This is a genomic window from Escherichia sp. WS1451, assembly GCF_046487365.1.
GTDB lineage: Bacteria > Pseudomonadota > Gammaproteobacteria > Enterobacterales > Enterobacteriaceae > Escherichia > Escherichia coli.
The window spans coordinates 50,542-68,553 of the sequence record NZ_JBJQJP010000021.1 but is presented as its reverse complement, the minus strand read 5'-3'; the positions used below and the strand labels follow the sequence as shown (position 1 = coordinate 68,553).

18 protein-coding genes are annotated in these 18,012 nt (G+C 55.5%); 9 read left to right on the top strand and 9 right to left on the bottom strand.

Going from position 1 to position 18,012, the window contains the following annotated elements; all coding sequences use genetic code 11:
* Nucleotides 1-82 precede the first annotated feature (82 nt).
* On the top strand, nt 83-580 hold the full coding sequence (locus ACJHX7_RS21265; protein WP_000006244.1) for an REP-associated tyrosine transposase: 498 nt from the start codon (nt 83-85) through the stop codon (nt 578-580).
* 116 nt (nt 581-696) lie between these two features.
* Here the strand turns inward: ACJHX7_RS21265 and flhA are convergent, their stop codons facing one another.
* Genes flhA through ACJHX7_RS21230 form a run of 7 tightly spaced genes read right to left on the bottom strand, consistent with a single transcriptional unit; the run spans nt 697 to nt 6,926 of the window.
* Entirely contained in the window at nt 697-2,790 is a 2,094-nt protein-coding gene (gene flhA, locus ACJHX7_RS21260) for a flagellar biosynthesis protein FlhA (RefSeq protein ID WP_094029782.1), read from the bottom strand.
* Entirely contained in the window at nt 2,774-3,913 is a 1,140-nt protein-coding gene (gene flhB / locus ACJHX7_RS21255) for a flagellar type III secretion system protein FlhB (RefSeq protein ID WP_094029781.1), read from the bottom strand. Before flhB ends, flhA begins: the two co-directional genes overlap by 17 nt.
* A complete protein-coding gene (gene fliR, locus ACJHX7_RS21250; RefSeq protein WP_001260515.1) occupies nt 3,903-4,685 on the bottom strand; it encodes a flagellar biosynthetic protein FliR in 783 nt (260 codons plus the stop codon). The genes flhB and fliR overlap by 11 nt, the downstream gene beginning before the upstream one ends.
* A 1-nt stretch (nt 4,686) precedes the next feature.
* Nucleotides 4,687-4,959, bottom strand: coding sequence for a flagellar biosynthetic protein FliQ (locus tag ACJHX7_RS21245; protein WP_000958541.1), 273 nt, complete (start codon nt 4,957-4,959; stop codon nt 4,687-4,689).
* Between the two features lie 2 nt (nt 4,960-4,961).
* Complete coding sequence (fliP, locus tag ACJHX7_RS21240) at nt 4,962-5,714, bottom strand: flagellar type III secretion system pore protein FliP (protein WP_001570962.1); 753 nt, start codon at nt 5,712-5,714, stop codon at nt 4,962-4,964.
* On the bottom strand, nt 5,711-6,082 hold the full coding sequence (locus ACJHX7_RS21235) for a FliM/FliN family flagellar motor switch protein (RefSeq protein ID WP_000043091.1): 372 nt from the start codon (nt 6,080-6,082) through the stop codon (nt 5,711-5,713). Before ACJHX7_RS21235 ends, fliP begins: the two co-directional genes overlap by 4 nt.
* Nucleotides 6,075-6,926 carry a FliM/FliN family flagellar motor switch protein gene (locus ACJHX7_RS21230; RefSeq protein WP_094029780.1) on the bottom strand — a complete coding sequence of 284 codons (852 nt, stop codon included), beginning with the start codon at nt 6,924-6,926 and terminating at the stop codon, nt 6,075-6,077. The genes ACJHX7_RS21235 and ACJHX7_RS21230 overlap by 8 nt, the downstream gene beginning before the upstream one ends.
* A gap of 386 nt (nt 6,927-7,312) precedes the next feature.
* Between ACJHX7_RS21230 and ACJHX7_RS21225 the strand changes: the two genes are divergently transcribed.
* From ACJHX7_RS21225 to ACJHX7_RS21190, 8 genes are read left to right on the top strand one after another with little or no spacing between them, the layout of a single operon-like run.
* Nucleotides 7,313-8,299 carry a sigma-54 interaction domain-containing protein gene (locus ACJHX7_RS21225; RefSeq protein ID WP_094029779.1) on the top strand — a complete coding sequence of 329 codons (987 nt, stop codon included), beginning with the start codon at nt 7,313-7,315 and terminating at the stop codon, nt 8,297-8,299.
* 14 nt (nt 8,300-8,313) lie between these two features.
* Nucleotides 8,314-8,655: a flagellar hook-basal body complex protein FliE gene (locus ACJHX7_RS21220; RefSeq protein WP_000029088.1), complete on the top strand. Its 342-nt coding sequence runs from the start codon at nt 8,314-8,316 to the stop codon at nt 8,653-8,655.
* Nucleotides 8,656-8,659: 4 nt separating this feature from the next.
* The gene (gene fliF / locus ACJHX7_RS21215; RefSeq protein WP_000993684.1) at nt 8,660-10,306 is read left to right on the top strand and encodes a flagellar basal-body MS-ring/collar protein FliF; all 1,647 of its coding nucleotides are present in this window, start codon (nt 8,660-8,662) and stop codon (nt 10,304-10,306) included.
* On the top strand, nt 10,284-11,294 hold the full coding sequence (locus ACJHX7_RS21210) for a flagellar motor switch protein FliG (protein WP_001293168.1): 1,011 nt from the start codon (nt 10,284-10,286) through the stop codon (nt 11,292-11,294). The genes fliF and ACJHX7_RS21210 overlap by 23 nt, the downstream gene beginning before the upstream one ends.
* A 2-nt stretch (nt 11,295-11,296) precedes the next feature.
* On the top strand, nt 11,297-12,007 hold the full coding sequence (gene fliH, locus ACJHX7_RS21205) for a flagellar assembly protein FliH (protein WP_000151515.1): 711 nt from the start codon (nt 11,297-11,299) through the stop codon (nt 12,005-12,007).
* A complete protein-coding gene (gene fliI, locus ACJHX7_RS21200; protein ID WP_094029778.1) occupies nt 12,000-13,337 on the top strand; it encodes a flagellar protein export ATPase FliI in 1,338 nt (445 codons plus the stop codon). The genes fliH and fliI overlap by 8 nt, the downstream gene beginning before the upstream one ends.
* 2 nt (nt 13,338-13,339) lie before the next feature.
* Nucleotides 13,340-13,774, top strand: a complete 435-nt coding sequence (gene fliJ, locus ACJHX7_RS21195; protein ID WP_001248916.1) for a flagellar export protein FliJ — start codon at nt 13,340-13,342, stop codon at nt 13,772-13,774.
* A gap of 2 nt (nt 13,775-13,776) precedes the next feature.
* Nucleotides 13,777-14,181, top strand: coding sequence for an adenylyltransferase/cytidyltransferase family protein (locus tag ACJHX7_RS21190; RefSeq protein WP_094029777.1), 405 nt, complete (start codon nt 13,777-13,779; stop codon nt 14,179-14,181).
* Nucleotides 14,182-14,317: 136 nt separating this feature from the next.
* Here the strand turns inward: ACJHX7_RS21190 and ACJHX7_RS21185 are convergent, their stop codons facing one another.
* Both ACJHX7_RS21185 and ACJHX7_RS21180 read right to left on the bottom strand, forming a co-directional pair.
* On the bottom strand, nt 14,318-16,789 hold the full coding sequence (locus tag ACJHX7_RS21185) for a glycosyltransferase (RefSeq protein ID WP_122992240.1): 2,472 nt from the start codon (nt 16,787-16,789) through the stop codon (nt 14,318-14,320).
* 178 nt (nt 16,790-16,967) lie between these two features.
* The gene (locus ACJHX7_RS21180) at nt 16,968-17,897 is read right to left on the bottom strand and encodes a lysine-N-methylase (protein ID WP_410231692.1); all 930 of its coding nucleotides are present in this window, start codon (nt 17,895-17,897) and stop codon (nt 16,968-16,970) included.
* Nucleotides 17,898-18,012: the final 115 nt, after the last annotated feature.

Sequence of the window (18,012 nt, the reverse complement as noted above, 5' to 3'; positions counted from 1 at the left end):
TATGCGAGCCGCTTTCCCGTTATTCCATCACCTCATTGCCGACCTTTCCTTTTCTTCTTACCGTTGAGAAAAAGGAGTCGCCATGTCTGAATATCGTCGTTATTACATCAAAGGGGGAACCTGGTTTTTCACGGTTAACCTACGAAATCGTCGAAGCCATCTTCTGACCGCTCAGTTCCAGATGCTCCGTAAAGTCATTATTAACGTTAAGCGAGCCAGACCTTTTGAAATTAACGCCTGGGTAGTTTTGCCGGAGCATATGCACTGTATCTGGACATTACCCGAAAGCGATGATGATTTTTCCTCTCGCTGGCGGGAGATTAAAAAACAGTTCACCCATGCTTGTGGATTGCAAAATATCTGGCAACCGCGTTTTTGGGAGCACGCCATCCGCAATACCAAAGACTATCGCCATCATGTTGATTATATTTATATAAATCCAGTAAAACATGGCTGGGTAAAGCAAGTGAGTGATTGGCCATTCTCAACGTTTCATCGCGATGTCGCGAAGGGGTTATATCCCATCGATTGGGCGGGGGACGTAACGGATTTTAGTGCCGGGGAGCGTATCATTGTATAATTGCGCGCCGATGCCGGATGCGCTTACGCTTATCCGGCCTACAAATCTGTGCTTTAACAGTAGGCCGGATAAGGCGTTCACGCCGCATCCGGCGGTTGTGCGCAGATGCCGGATACCTACATCAACGCCCCCATAATCTTCAACTCCAGCTCGTCCGGCACTTCGTTATACGACAGCACATGCAGCCCCGGCGCAAACAATCTCGCATAGCGCGCCAGCAAAGGGCGCAACTGCGGTGGCACCAGCAGCACAGGGTCTTTCCCCGCCGCTTTCATCTGCTCCTTCACCTGCGGCATCGTACTCTGGAACTGGTTGAGCATATTCGGGTCTACCGGCACGCTGTCGAGCATCACTTTGCCGGCCTGTTGCGCCTGATTCACCACGTTGGTCAGCAGATTTTCCAGCTCATTATTCAGCGTATACACCGTCAGCTCCTGCTTGCGAACGAACGGATGGGTGATACTGCGCCGCAGCGCCAGGCGCACATCGGCCGCCAGCAGGATATGATCTTTAGTCACCGCACTACTGGCGACCAGCACGGTGGCGATGGTGACGATATCGCGCAGGGAAACGCCTTCGGTCAGCAGCGCGCGATACACTTTCAGCAACTGGCTGTAATTGAGCGCCGCGCTTAAGTCTTCCGCCAGTCGCGGTGCCATCGACGACAAACGATTATGCAACTGCGTAATATCGTCATAGTTAAATAAATCAGGAATATAGCTGCGCACAATCTTATTTACATGGGTAGCAATCACGCTGGCGCTGTCGATCACCTGATACCCCATATTCAGCGCCTTCGCTTTCTGCGCAGGCTGAATCCAGGTGACCGGCATCCCATATGCCGGGTCATTCCCCAGTACGCCGTCAATCTCGCCGTAGGTTTCGCTGGAGGGCAGGGCCATCAGTTTATCCGCCGGAATATCCGCTTCATCAGCCTTAATGCCGTTGATGAAAATGGCGTACTGGCTGGGCTTGAGACGGAAGTTTTCCCGAATACGGATCTCCGGCAGCAGCACGCCGTTACCGTCGGATATCACCTGCCGCACGCCGCGAATCCGCTGGGTGAGCGGGTTACCTTGGGCTTTATCGACCAGCGCCACCAGCTTGTAGCCGAGACTTAAGCTGATAGGCTCGATCAGCGGAATGGTTTCCCAACTGACCTGTTGCTCGCTGGTTTCGGTGATGGTGCGGGTCAGTGTTTCGAGGCTTTTCTCTTCCGCCTCCGCCGCCTGCGGGCGTTTGCTCATCCGCCAGCCGGTAAAGCCAAGCAGGGCGCTGAACAGCAAAAATGGCAGATGCGGCATCCCCGGCACCACCGCCAGCACAAACATGATCCCGGTGGCGGTGTAGAGCACCGACGGGCTTGCCAGCAGCTGGTGGCGCACGTCATGGGCGATATCGCCGTTGTCGCTGACGCGGGTGACGATAATTGCCGCCGCGGTGGAGAGCAGCAGGGACGGGATCTGCGCCACCAGCCCGTCGCCGATGGTCATCAGCACATATTGCTGGAAGGCGGCGTCGGCGCTCAGGTTGTATTTGAAGATGCCGATACAGACGCCGCCGATCAGGTTGATCGCCAGAATCATCATCCCGGCGATGGCATCGCCGCGCACAAACTTCGATGCCCCGTCCATCGCGCCGTAGAAATCGGCCTCGCTGGCAACATCTTTACGCCGTGTTTGCGCCTGCGCCTGGTTGATCAACCCGGCGTTAAGATCGGCGTCAATCGCCATCTGCTTACCGGGCATCGCGTCCAGGGTAAAGCGGGCAGAAACCTCGGAAATACGCTCGGCCCCTTTGGTGACGACGATAAAGTTGATGATCATCAGGATGATAAACACCACAAAGCCGACGACAAAGTTGCCGCCAATCACCACCTGACCAAACGACTCAATCACCTTACCCGCCGCGCCCGCACCGAGATGTCCGTGCAACAGCACCACGCGCGTAGAGGCGACGTTGAGCGTCAGGCGCATTAAAGTGGTGATCAGCAAAATGGTCGGGAACAGGCTGAATTCCAGCGGTCGTTTCGCCGACACCGCCACCAGCAGCACCATCACCGCCAGCACAATGTTGAAGGTGAACAGAATATCCAGCAGCGCAGGCGGCAGCGGCAGAATAACCATCGCCAGAATACAAAGTATAACCAGCGGTACGCCGAGATTACCGCCGCGCAGCAGCGCGAGGAACGATTTAGTTGTTTTCGCCATCCAGTTTAAGCACCTCTTTGGGAATGGAAATATGTCTGTTCAGAGCCGGGCGCGGCTGTGCGCCCTCGCGCCAGTGTTTCATTTGTAGGACGTAGGTCAGAACGTGGGCGATGGCCCGGTAAAGCTGAAACGGAATTTGTTGGTTCACCTGCGTGGTGTAGTAAACCGAGCGCGCCAGCCGCGGGAACTCGACCACTTCCACCTGATTCTCAGCGGCGACCTGGCGAATATAGAGGGCGATTTCATCGGTGCCTTTTGCCACCACAAACGGCGCGGCGGCGCGAGACTGGTCATACTGCAACGCCACGGCGTAGTGGGTCGGGTTGGTGATCACCACGTTGGCTTTCGGCACCACTTTGCGGATTTGCCCCATCGCCAGCTGCCGTTGCAGCCGTCGCACGCGCGTCTTCACTTCCGGCTTGCCTTCCTGATTTTTGTACTCTTCTTTCAGCTCCTGCTTGGTCATCTTCAGCCCTTTGGTAAACAGGGCTTTCGCCAGCGGCACGTCGATAAGCGCAAAGAAGATAAACAGGATGACAAAGTTGCGCATCACGCTGGCGTAGAGCGACAAACCCTCATTCATCGCCAGTTTGAACGGCAGCGCTTGCAGGCCGAGGAAGGCGGCAAAGTTATTGCGCAGGCTAATCCACAGCATCACCAGCACCACCACCGACTTCGCCGTCATCTTTCCCGTTTCCGCCAGATGTTCACTGGAAAACAGCCGCCCAATCCCTTTTAACGGGCTAATTTTGCTGAAATCAGGGAGGATTTTTTTCGGCAGAAACAGCCAGCCGCCAGGCACCAGCGAGGAGAGCAGTGCGGCGGCGGGCATCGGCAGCAAGGTAAGAATAAACTTGCCGAGAATTAACAGGTGATGGCGCAGAAACTGGCCGATCACATCCGGGTTATTAATCTCCTGCGCGTACTGATGCACGCTGATAAAACTCTCACGCACAAAATCGGCATACCACGGGAAGCTGCTGGAGATCACCACAAACGCCGCAAACAGGCTCGCCGCCAGCCCCATATCCTTCGAGCGCGGCAGTTGCCCCTCTTCACGCGCTTTACGCAGCTTTTGCGCCGAGGGTTTCTCTGTTTTTTCTTCGCTGCTGCTATCCGCCATAGTGACCTTTCAGCGCGTCGAGTTGCTGCAACACAAAATTCGCCAGATGCAGATAGTGATCCGGCAGGTTGTAGAGCAGGGTGGCGAAGCAAACCAGCCCCGCCAGCATGTTGATGGGAAAGCCGAGCGAAAAAAGGTTCAGCGGCGGCGCAATGCGGTTAAGCAGGCCAAAGCAGCCCTGCACAATCAGCATGATAAAAGTGGTCGGCAGCGCCAGCAGTGATGCGGACGCCAGCACCCAGCTAAAGGCCAGCGCGATGGTGCGCAGGGTTTGCGGATGCAGCGCGTTGCCAATCGGCCAGTAGGTGAAGCCCTTATACAGCACGCTTACCAGCAGCAGATGCCCGTCCATGGCAAAAAACAGCAGGATCGCGTAGACGTTAATTAATTCCGCCAGCACGGTGGTCGATGCGCCGCTGCTTGGGTCGTTCATCACCGCCATGCTCATCCCCATATTGAACGAGAGAATTTGCCCGGCGAGTTGCAGCGCCAGAAACAGAAACTGAAACATCAATCCGAATAACATGCCCCATAAAATTTGCTCCACCGTCAGGATCAGACTGTTGAGCGATAGCAGATCGTGGGGAATGGGATGCGGAATTAACGGCGTGATGATGATTGCCAGCGCCAGCGACAAAATAATCCGCACACGCACGGTCAGGGCGCTGTTATCCAGCACCGGCACATAGCGCAGAAACGCCATAATGCGCACGAAGGGAAACCACAGCCCCAGCGCCAAATCCGTCAGTTGCGTAACGTCGCTTGTGCGCATCTTAATGCACCAGCAGGGCGGCCTGACTAAACAGATGAATGCAGAGATCATGCAACTGGATAATCATCCATTTGCCGCACACCCCCAGCACCACCAGCGTGACAATCAGCCTTGGCAAAAAGCTCAGGGTCTGTTCGTTAATCTGCGTCACCGCCTGGAACACGCTCACCAGCAGGCCGACCAGTAAACTCGGCACCACCAGTACCGAAACCAGCAAAATCACTACTTTAATACCGCTGGCGACAATGTCGGCGGCTACGTCTACGGTCAACATAATCAGCCCAGCCCCAGCCCGCGAATGCTGGTGGTGAGCGTGCCGATGGTCAGCGACCAGCCGTCAATCAGCACAAACAGCATCAGTTTAAAGGGCAGCGAAACAATCAGCGGCGACAGCATCATCATCCCCATCGCCATCAGTACGCTGGCGACAATCAGGTCGATAACCAGAAACGGGATGTAAATCATAAAGCCAATCTGGAAAGCGGTTTTCAGCTCGCTCAGTACATAGGCGGGCACCACGATGGAGAGATCCTGGTCGGCGGCATTGCCCTTCGCGCCGCCGATGGTCATGATTTGCGCCATCGCTTTTTTGTCGGTCTGCGCCAGCATAAAGCGTTTTAGCGGCGTCGCGGCGGTGCTTAACGCATCGGTCAGGGTAATCTGATCGTTTTCAAACGGCACTACCGCGTGGTCGTAAATATTGAGCCAGATGGGGCGCATTACCAGCAGGGTGAGTGAGAGCGCAATACCTATCAGAATGCGGTTCGGCGGCGTTTGTTGCAGCCCCAGCGCCTGGCGCAGCAGCGACAGCACGATAATAAAGCGCGTAAAGCAGGTCATCATCAGCACCATCGTCGGCAGCAAACCGACGAGGGTCATCAGAATCAGTACCTGAATTTTGACGCTGTACTCCTGAGTGTTGCCGTGGGTCACCACGTTAAGTAGCGCAATATCGCCACCCTGGGCCAACGCCAGCGGCGCAAGCGCCAGCAGCCCAAGGCCCAGCGCCAGTTGAGTGCGGCGTTTCATGGTGCCAGGTCGTTGATATCGCGGGTGTTAAACTCCAGCACGCGCAGGCCGTACTTCTCGTTGACCACCACCACTTCCGCTTTGCCCAGCAGGATATTGTTCACTTTGATATCCAGCGGCTCCCCGGCGAGCTTATCCAGCTCAATCACCGTGTCGTCGTCGATGTTAAGCAGGTCGGCTAACATAATTTCCACCGACGACACTTCCAGCGTTAAGGTCACCGGAATGCGTTTCAGCAGCGTCATCGAGTCGGAAAAGCGGTCTTCCAGGCGGGTGACCAGCGTTTCGGCGTCGGCGGATTTCGTGACAGGCGCAACTTCATCGGCGAGGCCAAAATCCCCGGCTAAAATATCGTCTTGTTTACTCATGGCTATTCTCATTCTTGCCCGCCAGCTCCGACAAAAACAGTTTGTCTTTGTCTTCCACAATCAGGGCGCTAAATAATTCAGATTGCCCAATCGCCACCGGGAACGTTTCTCCCAGCGAGATGGGTAAAATATCCCCGGCTTTTATCTGCGCCAGATCGGCGACATTCATCGATAGCTCGGCGATTTTGACGTTCAGGGTCAGCGGCAGGGAGCGGATGATTTCTTTAATCAGGGCCGGTTTATTAACGGATTTCGCCACCTGCTGCGGTTTACTGTGCTCGCTGTGGCGGATCAGATTCAAAATAAAATCGGTGTGGGCGTCGTCGAGCAAAATACGAAAACTGCTCTCTTCATCGCCCGCAAGGGTAAAGGTTAATTGATACGCCCAGTGGGTAATCACCGTGCTGCTGTCCAGTTTTAATTTCAGCGCAATACCGGAGGTTTGCAGATTAAATATCAGCGTGCAGATATCCAGCGCGAGTCGGTTTTTTAAACGAGTTTCCGTTTTGGTCGGTAATCCATTGTGTGATTTCGCTTCTTCAAGAGACGATTCCAGACCATAAAAATTGCCCAGCAGCATTAACAATAAGGAGCGATCAATATCAAACGCCAGATGCCCGACCTGGGAAACCATCAGCTCGGCATTTTTATTAATAATATCCATTTCGCAGCCAATCTTTTTTAGGGTGATATTGCTGCGATGCTTTTTGAGAAAGTAGCTGCCAAGATGCGAATCAATTACGTCAAAATTCCCCGTAAACAGGGTCGGCAGGCGATGGTAGGGGCGTCCAAGCCGATTACCTTCTAATTTAAAGATGCCTGGCGTTTTACTGTACTTCAGCATGGCTTACTTTCTCTGCTGTAATGGTATGGGCGTTTCTGTGCACGCAAATCCGGCTGTGACACAAGGTGAGGTATTAAATAGAGGGGGAGTGAAAGGGGCAAATTATTAATAGGGTGAAAAAATAATTAAATTATTAACGGGCGAGATATCGGGCATCGTCATAAAACATTGCACAAACTGTAGGCCTGATAAGACGCGCAGCGTCGCATCAGGCATCGGCACGCAATTGCCGGATGCGGCGTAAACGCCTTATCCGGCCTACATTGCTAACTGGTTGTTTATAAACAAATAATATTTTTATTATCGTTTAATTCGAACTTGTTAATCCCACCGGTGATACGCTTCAGAACATCCTGTTTTCTGTCGCTACTGATATCGTTCACCCTATGTCTGAACTTATTGCAACTGCCGCTTCCAGCATTAACGCTTTTACTCTGGCAAAGCGTGTCGCCGCCTTTAACGTACCGGTGCTCATTCAGGGCGAAACCGGCGCGGGGAAAGAGTGCGTGGCGAAATATATTCACACCGTAGCCTTTGGTGAAAATGATAACGCGCCCTATATCGGCGTGAACTGTGCGGCGATCCCGGAAAATATGCTGGAAGCGACCTTATTTGGCTACGACAAAGGCGCATTTACCGGCGCAATTGCCAGCGTGCCAGGAAAAATGGAGCTGGCGAATAACGGCACCTTATTGCTCGATGAAATTGGTGAAATGCCGCTGGCGTTACAGGCCAAAATATTACGCGTTTTGCAGGAACAACAGGTTGAGCGATTAGGCAGCAACCGACAAATCAAACTCAATTTTCGCCTGATTGCCTGCACCAATAAAAACCTTGAACAGGAAGTTGCCACCGGGCGTTTTCGTGAAGATCTCTATTATCGTCTGGCGGTGATTCCTATTACCATGCCGCCGCTGCGTGAACGTCTGAACGATATTATTCCGCTGGCAGAGTCATTTATTAAAAAATACTCCACGGTGCTGGTGAAAAATATCACCCTGTCGGAATCTACCCGCCGGGCGCTGCTCAATTACCGCTGGCCCGGCAACGTGCGCCAGCTCGAAAACGCCATTCAGCGTGGAATGATTTTAAATCGCGACGGCGTGATTTTCCCGGATGCCTTAGGCCTGCCGGAAACGGACGTTGCTGACCACAGCGAACTGCAATGGCCTGTTCAGCCCGCCGTCCACATTGCCGAAACCAGCGATTTGGGCCAGCACGGACGAAGCGCGCAATATCAATATATCGCCGACCTGATGCGTAAATATCAGGGCAACCGCAGCAAAATCGCCGACCTGTTAGGCATTACCCCGCGCGCACTGCGCTATCGACTGGCCTCCATGCGCAAGCAAGGTATCGAAGTTTTCTCCTGACCCGGAAGTTAAAAATGAGCATTACCACAATCAACAGCACCATGCAGGCGCAAATCATGCAGGACGTGCAGCGGATGCAGGCCAACGCCCAGGCACCGGTGCTACCCGCCATGACCTTCAGTTCCACCGACCCGGACGTGTCGTTTAATCGCATTATGTCCGGCGCACTCGGTCACGTTGACCAGTTCCAGCAGGTGGCGGAGCAGCAGCAAACGGCTGTCGACACGGGCAAAAGTGATGACCTCGCCGGGGCGATGATCGCCAGCCAGCAGGCGTCGCTCTCGTTCTCCGCGCTGGTGCAGGTGCGCAACAAAATCGCCACCGGATTTAACGATCTGATGAGTATGTCGATCTAACCCTATGAATGCACAAATAAAGAAGTTAACCCAGGCGTTTCCGGCGTTTCGACTGCGTCTTGCAGATAACAAACGCTGGGCGTTGATGGCGGGAGTGGGGCTTGCCGTTGCGGCAACGGCGATTATCGTCAGCGTGCTGTGGACGGGGAATCGCGGCTACGTCTCGCTCTACGGACGCCAGGAAAATCTGCCCGTGTCGCAAATTGTCACCGTGCTGGACGGCGAAAAGCTCACCTACCGCATCGACCCGCAAAGCGGGCAGATTCTGGTGCCGGAAGACGAACTGTCGAAAACGCGCATGACCCTTGCCGCGAAAGGCGTGCAGGCGATATTGCCCAGCGGCTACGAGCTCATGGACAAAGACGAAGTGCTCGGCAGCAGTCAGTTCGTGCAGAACGTGCGCTATAAACGCAGCCTCGAAGGGGAGCTGGCGCAGAGCATTATGTCGCTGGACGCGGTGGAGAGTGCGCGGGTGCATCTGGCGCTCAACGAAGAAAGCTCGTTTGTGGTCAGCGATGCGCCGCAAAACAGTGCCTCGGTGGTGGTGCGTCTGCATTATGGCGCGAAGCTGAATATGGACCAGGTGAACGCCATTGTGCATCTGGTGTCCGGCAGTATTCCGGGGCTACAGGCCAGCAAAGTCAGCGTGGTCGATCAAGCGGGAAATCTACTGACCGACGGCATTGGCGCGGGCGAGGCAGTCTCTGCCGCTACCCGTAAACGCGATCAGATCCTCAAAGATATCCAGGACAAAACCCGCGCCAGCGTGGCGAACGTGCTGGATTCGCTGGTTGGCACGGAGAATTACCGCGTCAGCGTGATGCCGGATCTCGATCTCAGCACCATCGACGAAACCCAGGAACACTACGGCGACGCACCGAAAATAAACCGCGAAGAGAGCGTGCTGGACAGCGACACCAATCAGGTGGCGATGGGCGTGCCCGGTTCGCTTAGCAACCGCCCGCCGATTGCAGCGAATCAGATGACCAACGGTACGGAAGAAAACCGCTCGCCGGAAGCGTTATCCAAACACAGCGAAAGCAAGCGCGATTACTCTTACGACCGCAGCGTCCAGCATATTCAGCATCCCGGCTTTGCGGTGAAACGCCTTAACGTGGCGGTGGTGCTCAATCAAAACGCTCCGGCGCTGAAAAACTGGAAGCCGGAGCAGACCACGCAACTGACCGCGTTGCTGAACAATGCCGCCGGGATCGACGTCCAGCGCGGTGACAATCTCACCTTATCGCTGCTTAACTTTGTGCCGCAGGCGGTGCCGGTCGAACCAATTATTCCGCTGTGGAAAGACGACAGCGTGCTGGCCTGGGTGCGGCTGATTGGCTGCGGCCTGCTGGCGCTGTTGTTGCTGTTCTTTGTGGTGCGCCCGGTAATGAAACGGCTGACGGCGGTACGTGCACCGGTTATCACACCAGAACCGGAAGCCGTCAGCGAACCGTGGATCGCCATGCCGGAAGAGGAGCGCAAAAACGTCGATCTGCCGTCGCTACCCGGCGATGACAGCCTGCCTTCGCAGAGTTCCGGCCTCGAAGTAAAACTCGAGTTCCTGCAAAAACTGGCCATGAGCGACACCGATCGCGTAGCCGAAGTTCTCAGACAATGGATCACCAGCAATGAGCGAATTGACAACAAATAAGAGCAACAGCTACCTGGAACAGGCGGCGATCCTGCTACTGTGCCTTGGCGAAGAAGCGGCGGCGACGGTGATGCAAAAACTCAGCCGCGAAGAAGTGGTGCGCCTGAGCGAAAACATGGCGCGGCTTTCCGGTGTCAAAACCAGCATGGCGCGCAAAGTGATCAACAACTTCTTTGATGAGTTCCGCGAACAGAGCGGGATCAACGGCGCGTCGCGATCTATGTTGCAGGGCATTCTCAACAAAGCGCTAGGCACCGAGATCGCCAGCAGCGTGATCAACGGCATCTACGGCGATGAGATCCGCTCGCGGATGGCGCGCCTGCAATGGGTGGAACCACGCCAGCTGGCGATGCTGATCTCCGAAGAACATCTGCAATTGCAGGCGGTGTTCCTCGCGTTTCTGACGCCGGAAATCTCGGCAGCGGTGCTCTCGTATCTCAATGAATCGGTGCAAAACGAAATTCTCTATCGGGTGGCGAAACTCAACGACGTCAACCGCGACGTGGTGGATGAACTGGACAGGCTGATCGAACGCGGCCTGTCGGTGCTTTCGGAACACGGTTCGAAGGTGAAAGGCATCAAACAGGCGGCGGATATCGTCAACCGCTTCCAGGGCAACCAGCAGGTGATCCTCGACCAGATGCGCGAGCGCGACGAAGACGTGCTGGAGCAGCTTCAGGATGAGATGTACGACTTCTTTATCCTCAGCCGCCAGAACGAAGAGGTGCGTCGACGTCTGCTCGACGAAGTACCGATGGAAGACTGGGCGGTAGCGCTGAAAGGCACCGAAGCCCTGTTGCGCCGTTCCATTTACGCGGTGATGCCAAAACGTCAGGCGCAGCAACTGGAAGCGATCACCGCGCGTCTGGGGCCGGTGCCGGTCAGCCGTATCGAACAGATCCGCCGCGAAATCATGGGCATTGCCCGTGAACTGGAAGAGGCGGGCGAAATTCAGCTACAGCTCTTTGCGGAACAGACGGCGGAGTAACCATGACCATTGAAACACTGCGCGGGCGCTATCGCCTGCACCGTTTTCCGCCGCGCCAGCGTGCGGTGACCGGAGAACCGCTCACCGCCAGCATTAGCGCCGCCGATTACCAGCGCCAGTTGATGGACGGTTTTCAGGAAGGGCTGCAAAAAGGGTTTGCTCAGGGAATGACCGAAGGCCAGGAGCAGGGCTTTAGCGAAGGTCATCAACAAGGTTTTGCCGAGGGGCGACGCCAGGGCTACACCGAAGGCAGCCTCGCCGGGCAGCAGGAAGGGCGCAAACAGTTTGTTGACGCGGCACAGCCGCTGGAAGCCATCAGCGGAAAAGTGAACGACTTTCTCGCCCATATCGAACGCAAACAGCGGGAAGATTTGCTGCAACTGGTGGAAAAAGTCACCCGCCAGGTGATCCGCTGCGAACTGGCGCTGCAACCGACGCAGTTGCTGGCGCTGGTGGAAGAGGCACTGGCGGCCTTCCCGGCAATGCCGGAGACCCTCCAAGTGATGCTAAGTACGGAAGAATTTAACCGCTTGCGCGACGCGGTGCCGGAAAAGGTCAGCGAATGGGGGCTGACGCCTTCGCCGGATCTGCCGCCGGGTGAATGCCGGGTGATCACCGATAAATCCGAACTGGATATCGGCTGCGAGCACCGCCTGGAACAATGCATGACCGCGCTACAAGAGACGCTAACGCCGGAGTCACAGGGTGAGTGATTTTTCCGCTTTCGATAACGCCCTGCGCTCGCTGGAGTCGATCCCGCTGGCCCGCGTCGCCGGGCGGCTGGTGCGCCTTAATGGCATCCTGCTGGAGAGCGTCGGCTGCCCGCTAATGACCGGGCAGCTGTGTCGCATCGAAAGCGCCAACCACACGCTTATCGACGCGCAGGCCGTAGGCTTTAATCGCGATATCACTTACTTAATGCCGTTTAAACAGCCGGTCGGCCTGATGGCGGGGGCGCGCGTCTTCCCGGAAGAAAAAGCCCACGACATCCTGATTGGCGAAAGCTGGTTAGGCCGCGTGGTTAACGGCCTCGGCGAACCGCTGGATGGCAAAGGCCGCCTGAACGGCAACGACCTTCTGCCGCCGCTGCCGCCGTCGGTTAATCCCTTAACCCGCCGTTCGGTGGACGAACCGCTGGACGTGGGCGTGAAAGCGATCAACGGCCTGCTGACCATCGGCAAAGGCCAGCGTGTCGGGCTGATGGCGGGCAGCGGCGTCGGGAAAAGCGTGCTGCTGGGGATGATCACCCGCCAGACCAAAGCCGACATTGTGGTGGTCGGGTTGATTGGCGAACGCGGGCGCGAAGTAAAAGAGTTTATCGACCACTCTCTGGGCGCGGACGGGCTGGCAAAGTCTATCGTCGTCGTCGCGCCCGCCGATGAATCGCCGCTGATGCGCCTGAAAGCCACCGAACTGTGCCACTCCATCGCTGCCTGGTTTCGCGACCGCGGGCATCACGTTTTACTGCTGGTGGATTCCCTGACCCGTTACGCGATGGCCCAGCGGGAAATAGCTCTCTCGCTCGGCGAACCGCCCGCCACCAAAGGCTATCCGCCGTCGGCATTCGGCATGATCCCAAAACTGGTCGAGAGCGCAGGCAACAGCGAAAGCGCGGGATCGATGACCGCCATCTACACCGTGTTGGCGGAAGGCGACGATCAGCAAGATCCGATTGTCGACTGCGCCCGTGCGGTGCTGGACGGGCATATCGTATTAACCCGCAAACTGGCGGAAGCGGGGCACTATCCGGCTATTGATATCGGCCAGTCGATCAGCCGTTGCATGAACCAGGTCACCCGCCCGGAACATCAACAATCCGCCCGCGCGTTAAAGCAAAACTACGCCGCCTATATGGAGATCAAACCGCTGATCCCGCTCGGGGGCTACGTGGCAGGTGCCGACGCCAGCGTCGATAAAGCGGTGAAAATGTTCCCGGCTATCGAGCGGTTTTTGCGCCAGGAGATGCGCGAACCCGCCTCCCTGGAACTGGTGCAAAGCCGCCTGCAAATTCTCTTTCCTGGCGTCAAAAAGGCAGAACAGTAACCATGCGACAAATCATCGACACCCTGGCGCAGTTGCAGCGCCTGCGGGATAAATCGGTCAAAGACAAAACCGTCGAGCTGGCAAAGCAAAAACAGATTTGTGCGGGTTATGACAACAATATCAAAGCATTAGGCTACCTGGTGGAGAAAACATCTGCGGGCGCGGCAGCGTCGGTGGAATCGCTGAAAAACGTCAGCGACTACAAAGGCACCTTGCGCAAGGTGATCGCCTGGCAGGAGCAGGAAAAAACGCTGGCTAACATCAAAGCCACGCGAATGCAGAAAAACCTGACGGCGGCGGCGTGCGAAGAGAAAGTGGTGGCCCTGACGCTGGACGACAAACGCCGCGAGCAGCAAGAAAGTGCCACGGCGAAAGCGCAAAAAGCGGTGGATGACATCGCCGTCCAGTGCTGGCTGCGGCATAAGTTAGCGGAGTAGCCATGAAAACGGTCATCACCTTCGGCACCTTCGATGTGTTTCATGTCGGTCATCTGCGCCTTTTACAACGCGCCCGCACGCTGGGCGAACGGTTGCTGGTCGGCGTATCGTCCGATGCCCTGAACATCGCCAAAAAGGGCAGGGCACCGGTTTACCCTCAGGATGACCGCATGGCGATCATCGCCGGGCTGGCGTGCGTGGATGGCGTATTTCTGGAAGAGTCGCTGGAGCAGAAAGCGGAGTATCTGCGGGGGTACCGTGCGGATATTTTAGTGATGGGCGATGACTGGGCAGGAAAGTTTGACAGCTTCGCGTATATTTGTGAGGTAGTGTATTTCCCCCGCACGCCGTCGGTGTCGACGACGGGGATTATTGAGGTGATTAGGGGTAAATCAGCCACCTACTGATTTAATTCCCGCAGTGAGAGAAGATGATGCCGTTTGGCTATGTTAAATATGTTTAAAAAATCGCGTTTTTTCGACATATCCCCAAAACATGTCGATGGCATAAACGTATTCCAACGACATGTTTAAAAATCGCATTTTATCGACATATCCCTGACGATTCCTTGCCCGCCAACGCCTCCACAATCACCATCGCCGCCCGTTCTCCCGCCTTGCCATCCATAAACGCATCGCAATAGTGATGACGAATCTTCGTAAGCCGCGCCTGCACCGCACCCCAGTCAAACGCCTCTGACAACAAATAACGCAGTTCCGCAACATCATGAGCCACCGGCAATATTTCGCGGATTCGCTGGTCGGCGCTTTCGGGCGTGGAGTAGCTTTTCTCGCCGTCGAGCAATTCACTCATGCCCGGAAAGTCGAGCAGGATCACCCGCTTATCGACATGGATAGCATCGAAAATAAAGCCGCTGTTATCGGTCAGCACGTAATCGGCCTTTGCCAGCAGCGCCAGCGTGTGGCGGGCGGAGTCGGTGCGCTGTTTTAAATGTCTGCGTGCCAGGTTCAGCGATGCGGCTTCTTCCGGGCGCGAGCTGGTGCCATGGTGCAGTTTGCAAATCAGGTTTACATTACCGCTCAAGCGCCCCAATTTTTCTGCCCAGTGGGGCAGGGAGCTTAATGCGCCAAACGTGGGGGCGTAGAGCACCGTAGGTTTACGGGAATCGGGTTGGATATTTTCCGGCAGGGCGCGGTCAAACGTGCCGTTATGCCAGGCGTCGAAGCGCGGGTTGCCGACCACTTTTGCATTGCCGAAATGTTCCAGCGCCCGCTGGCTGTAGTGGCTGTAACACAAAATGCGTTGATAAAAACGGTTCCAGTCGGCGTGGTTCCACGTTTCTTTGGCTAAGCCGTACATGGCGCGAATGTTCAGGGGGGAAAGGCCACTGAGCGCAGGCGTGTGATAGGGGCTGACCAGGCATTTTACTCGCTGACCGTGTGCCTGCATTTCTGACAGACGCATACCTTTAATCTGCGGATCGTCGATGTTTTTCAGTGTTTCCAGCATCTCATCCAGAAACGGTTTAAACACGCGGTCATTGATCACCAGTGTGCAGCTCTGCCCCTGCGCCTGCAGGGCGGTGATGATTGGGCGGTAGAGCGCGTAGTGGAATGAGGTTTCCATAAAAAAGCCGATGGTATCGGCGATAGGTAATGTAGATGGCTTGGTGGCTACGGGTAACTTATTGAAGTAGTGGTTAATGTTATCAGTCGCTTTTTTCTCGATATCACTAAAGCCCGGTCGCTGATAACAAAGGCTCGGGTAACAGGCCAGCCATTTGTCGGTGCGCAGCAGCGGCTGCCAGCCGTCTTCCAGCGAATGCTCATCGTTGTTCATCTGCTGCGCCAGCTGCGGGTAGTAGCGGCGGTTCACCAGATAAGCGCACACTTTGCGGCAGTCCCGCGCGTGCACCAGCCCAGGCAAACTTTTTAGCATCGTTCCCTGCGAAATTTCGCCGCCGAGGATCATCACCTGCCAGGGAATTTTCGCCAGGCTCGCCAGCAGCGCGTTCAGCACCTGAATATGTTTCTCCTGTTTGAGAATAACCGCGTCATCTTCCAGCAGCAGGTAGTTTTGCCAGCCGTGCTGTTGCGCCAGACGCAGTGCCTGCAAGTGTGATTGCTGGCGGCCCCGTTGACCGTTTTCATTTTCACTGGCGGCAAGGCGGGTGATCTTCTCGGGCGGAATGTGTAGCAATGCCAGTTCTTCACGGATCTGCTGTAAGCGATCCGGGCGTTTATCCAGATTCAGCAGAACGATCTGATCGATCGCCTGATACTGGATCGCCTGATGATGAGTGGCGTTATGCAGACTCAGATAAGCATTGCGGAGCAGCGGATCGCGGACGATATCCGTAAGCGTCGCGTTTACTGGCGTGCTGGCCCCGAGAATAAAGTCTTTATCAAAGGTGTTGTGGCTGTGCGAGATACACAAAATCGTGCGCTCGCCGGGCAGTTGTAGCGGGTTAGCGCTGAAATTGTCGGTGAAACTTTTCTCTTCGCCTAAATTGCAATCGTCATCGTAGCGGTGCTTTTTCAGGTAGTTACGGTGATAGCAAAAGGTGCCGTTGAGGATGTTATGCGGGCCGAAGCTGCGGCTTTGAAAGATGCGATTGATGTGGCTGTACCAGATGGGGATCTGGTCGGAACCGGAGATGAGCGCCCGGTTTTTTTGCATCATAGCGATGGTGTAAGAGATTTTATCTGCCGGGTAGTAGTCGTCATCGTCCATGCAGAGGATGTATTCGCCGCGCGCCAGTTCGTTGAGCATATTGCGTTTTTTGCCCAGCGGCAGTTTTTCCGGGTGATGGATGTAGCGGATGTTGAAGGCTTCCGGTGTGCCATTGGTCAGGCGGTCGATGATGTGTTGATGGCTTTGCGGGGAATCGTCGAGGATGATGAGTTCGCGGCGGTCTGCCGGGTAGTCCTGATAGCGGTACATATAAAGCAGGTACGGCAGGAATGCGCTGCGGTTCCAGGTTGGCGTGACGACGCTGACGAACGGTTTTTCGCGCTGGGTGGCGAGTGTTTTGATAATGGTTGGTGTTGGCATGGTGTTTGGGTGAGTTAATGGGTGAATGTGATGAATGTGCGTGCTGATGCCCTCACCCCGACCCTCTCCCACAGGGAGAGGGAGAAAACCAGCGCCGATTTTAACACCGTGCTCGATCGGTTCCCTCGCCCCTTTGGGGAGAGGGTTAGGGGGAGGGGAAAAGCGCGCACAGAGCGACTCACGTCAGCAGCGAAAATGCTGACAGCAGCGGCTCTGCCGCACATAACGACTGGAGCTGCTGGCGAATCGCCGCAGCATTTTCACTCTCTCGCCAGCGTTCAAACACCGCAAAAAGGGCGAAAATATCCTCCTTCCGCAGCGGTGAACCATCCAGCGTCCATAAACTGATTAACGTGCGGATGAGATAAAAATCACACACCAGCGGGCAATAATCTGCTCCGTCTGCCTGCCCAATCACGTCGTGATAAACGCGGTAAATCAGCCAGTTGCGCATCATCCACGGCGCGGCGGCAAAATGCTGTTGCCAGGTGGTTTGCCACTGCACCTTAAGCTGCTGTTGCAACAAAGCTTCGCTGTTGGCGTCATGCAACGTCAGCAAAGTCACCTGCAACGGTAGCGAGGCTTTGCGCGGGCTTTCCGGCAAAATCGACCAGTCAAACGCAAAACTCCCGAGCAGCGTCACCAGTTGGCGCGCCAGTTGTGGCACGGGTGGGAGTTGGGCGAACTGTGCCTGTAGCGTGCCTTTTTGTGCATGACCCCCCAGCGCCTGTGGCAGCGTCGTCAAGCGGGCAAGAATATCTCCGTCTCTGCCCGGCATTTTACTGGCGCGGGAGAGCAAAATCCCGACGGCATACAGGGAAAGCTCCGGGGTTAAATCGGGGAGCGTAAGGGTGCTCAAAATGGCCTGGTTTACTATCGCATCGCGCGCGGATAGCTCGGCGGCATTGTCTTCCACAGGGCGGTAGGTGAGCTGTAAATCAAAGGCCCTGGCATCGTTGAGCACCGCTTTGCAACTTTCAATATCGGTCAATGCCAGGCTCTGGTGAATCTCATTCTTCCAGACCTTGCGGACGTACAAAGGCGAATCGGGATATTGCGTCATAAAATTGCGCACGTATTCCGGTTCGTAACATTCAATAAAACTCATAGGTGGCTTCCAGTCTTTATTACTTTGCGGAATGTGCAATAAGCGTGCCGGGAATTTTTGTAATCAAAAACAAGGGATTGAGAATCAGGCGGAAAATCCGTTTCCGCGATGGGGG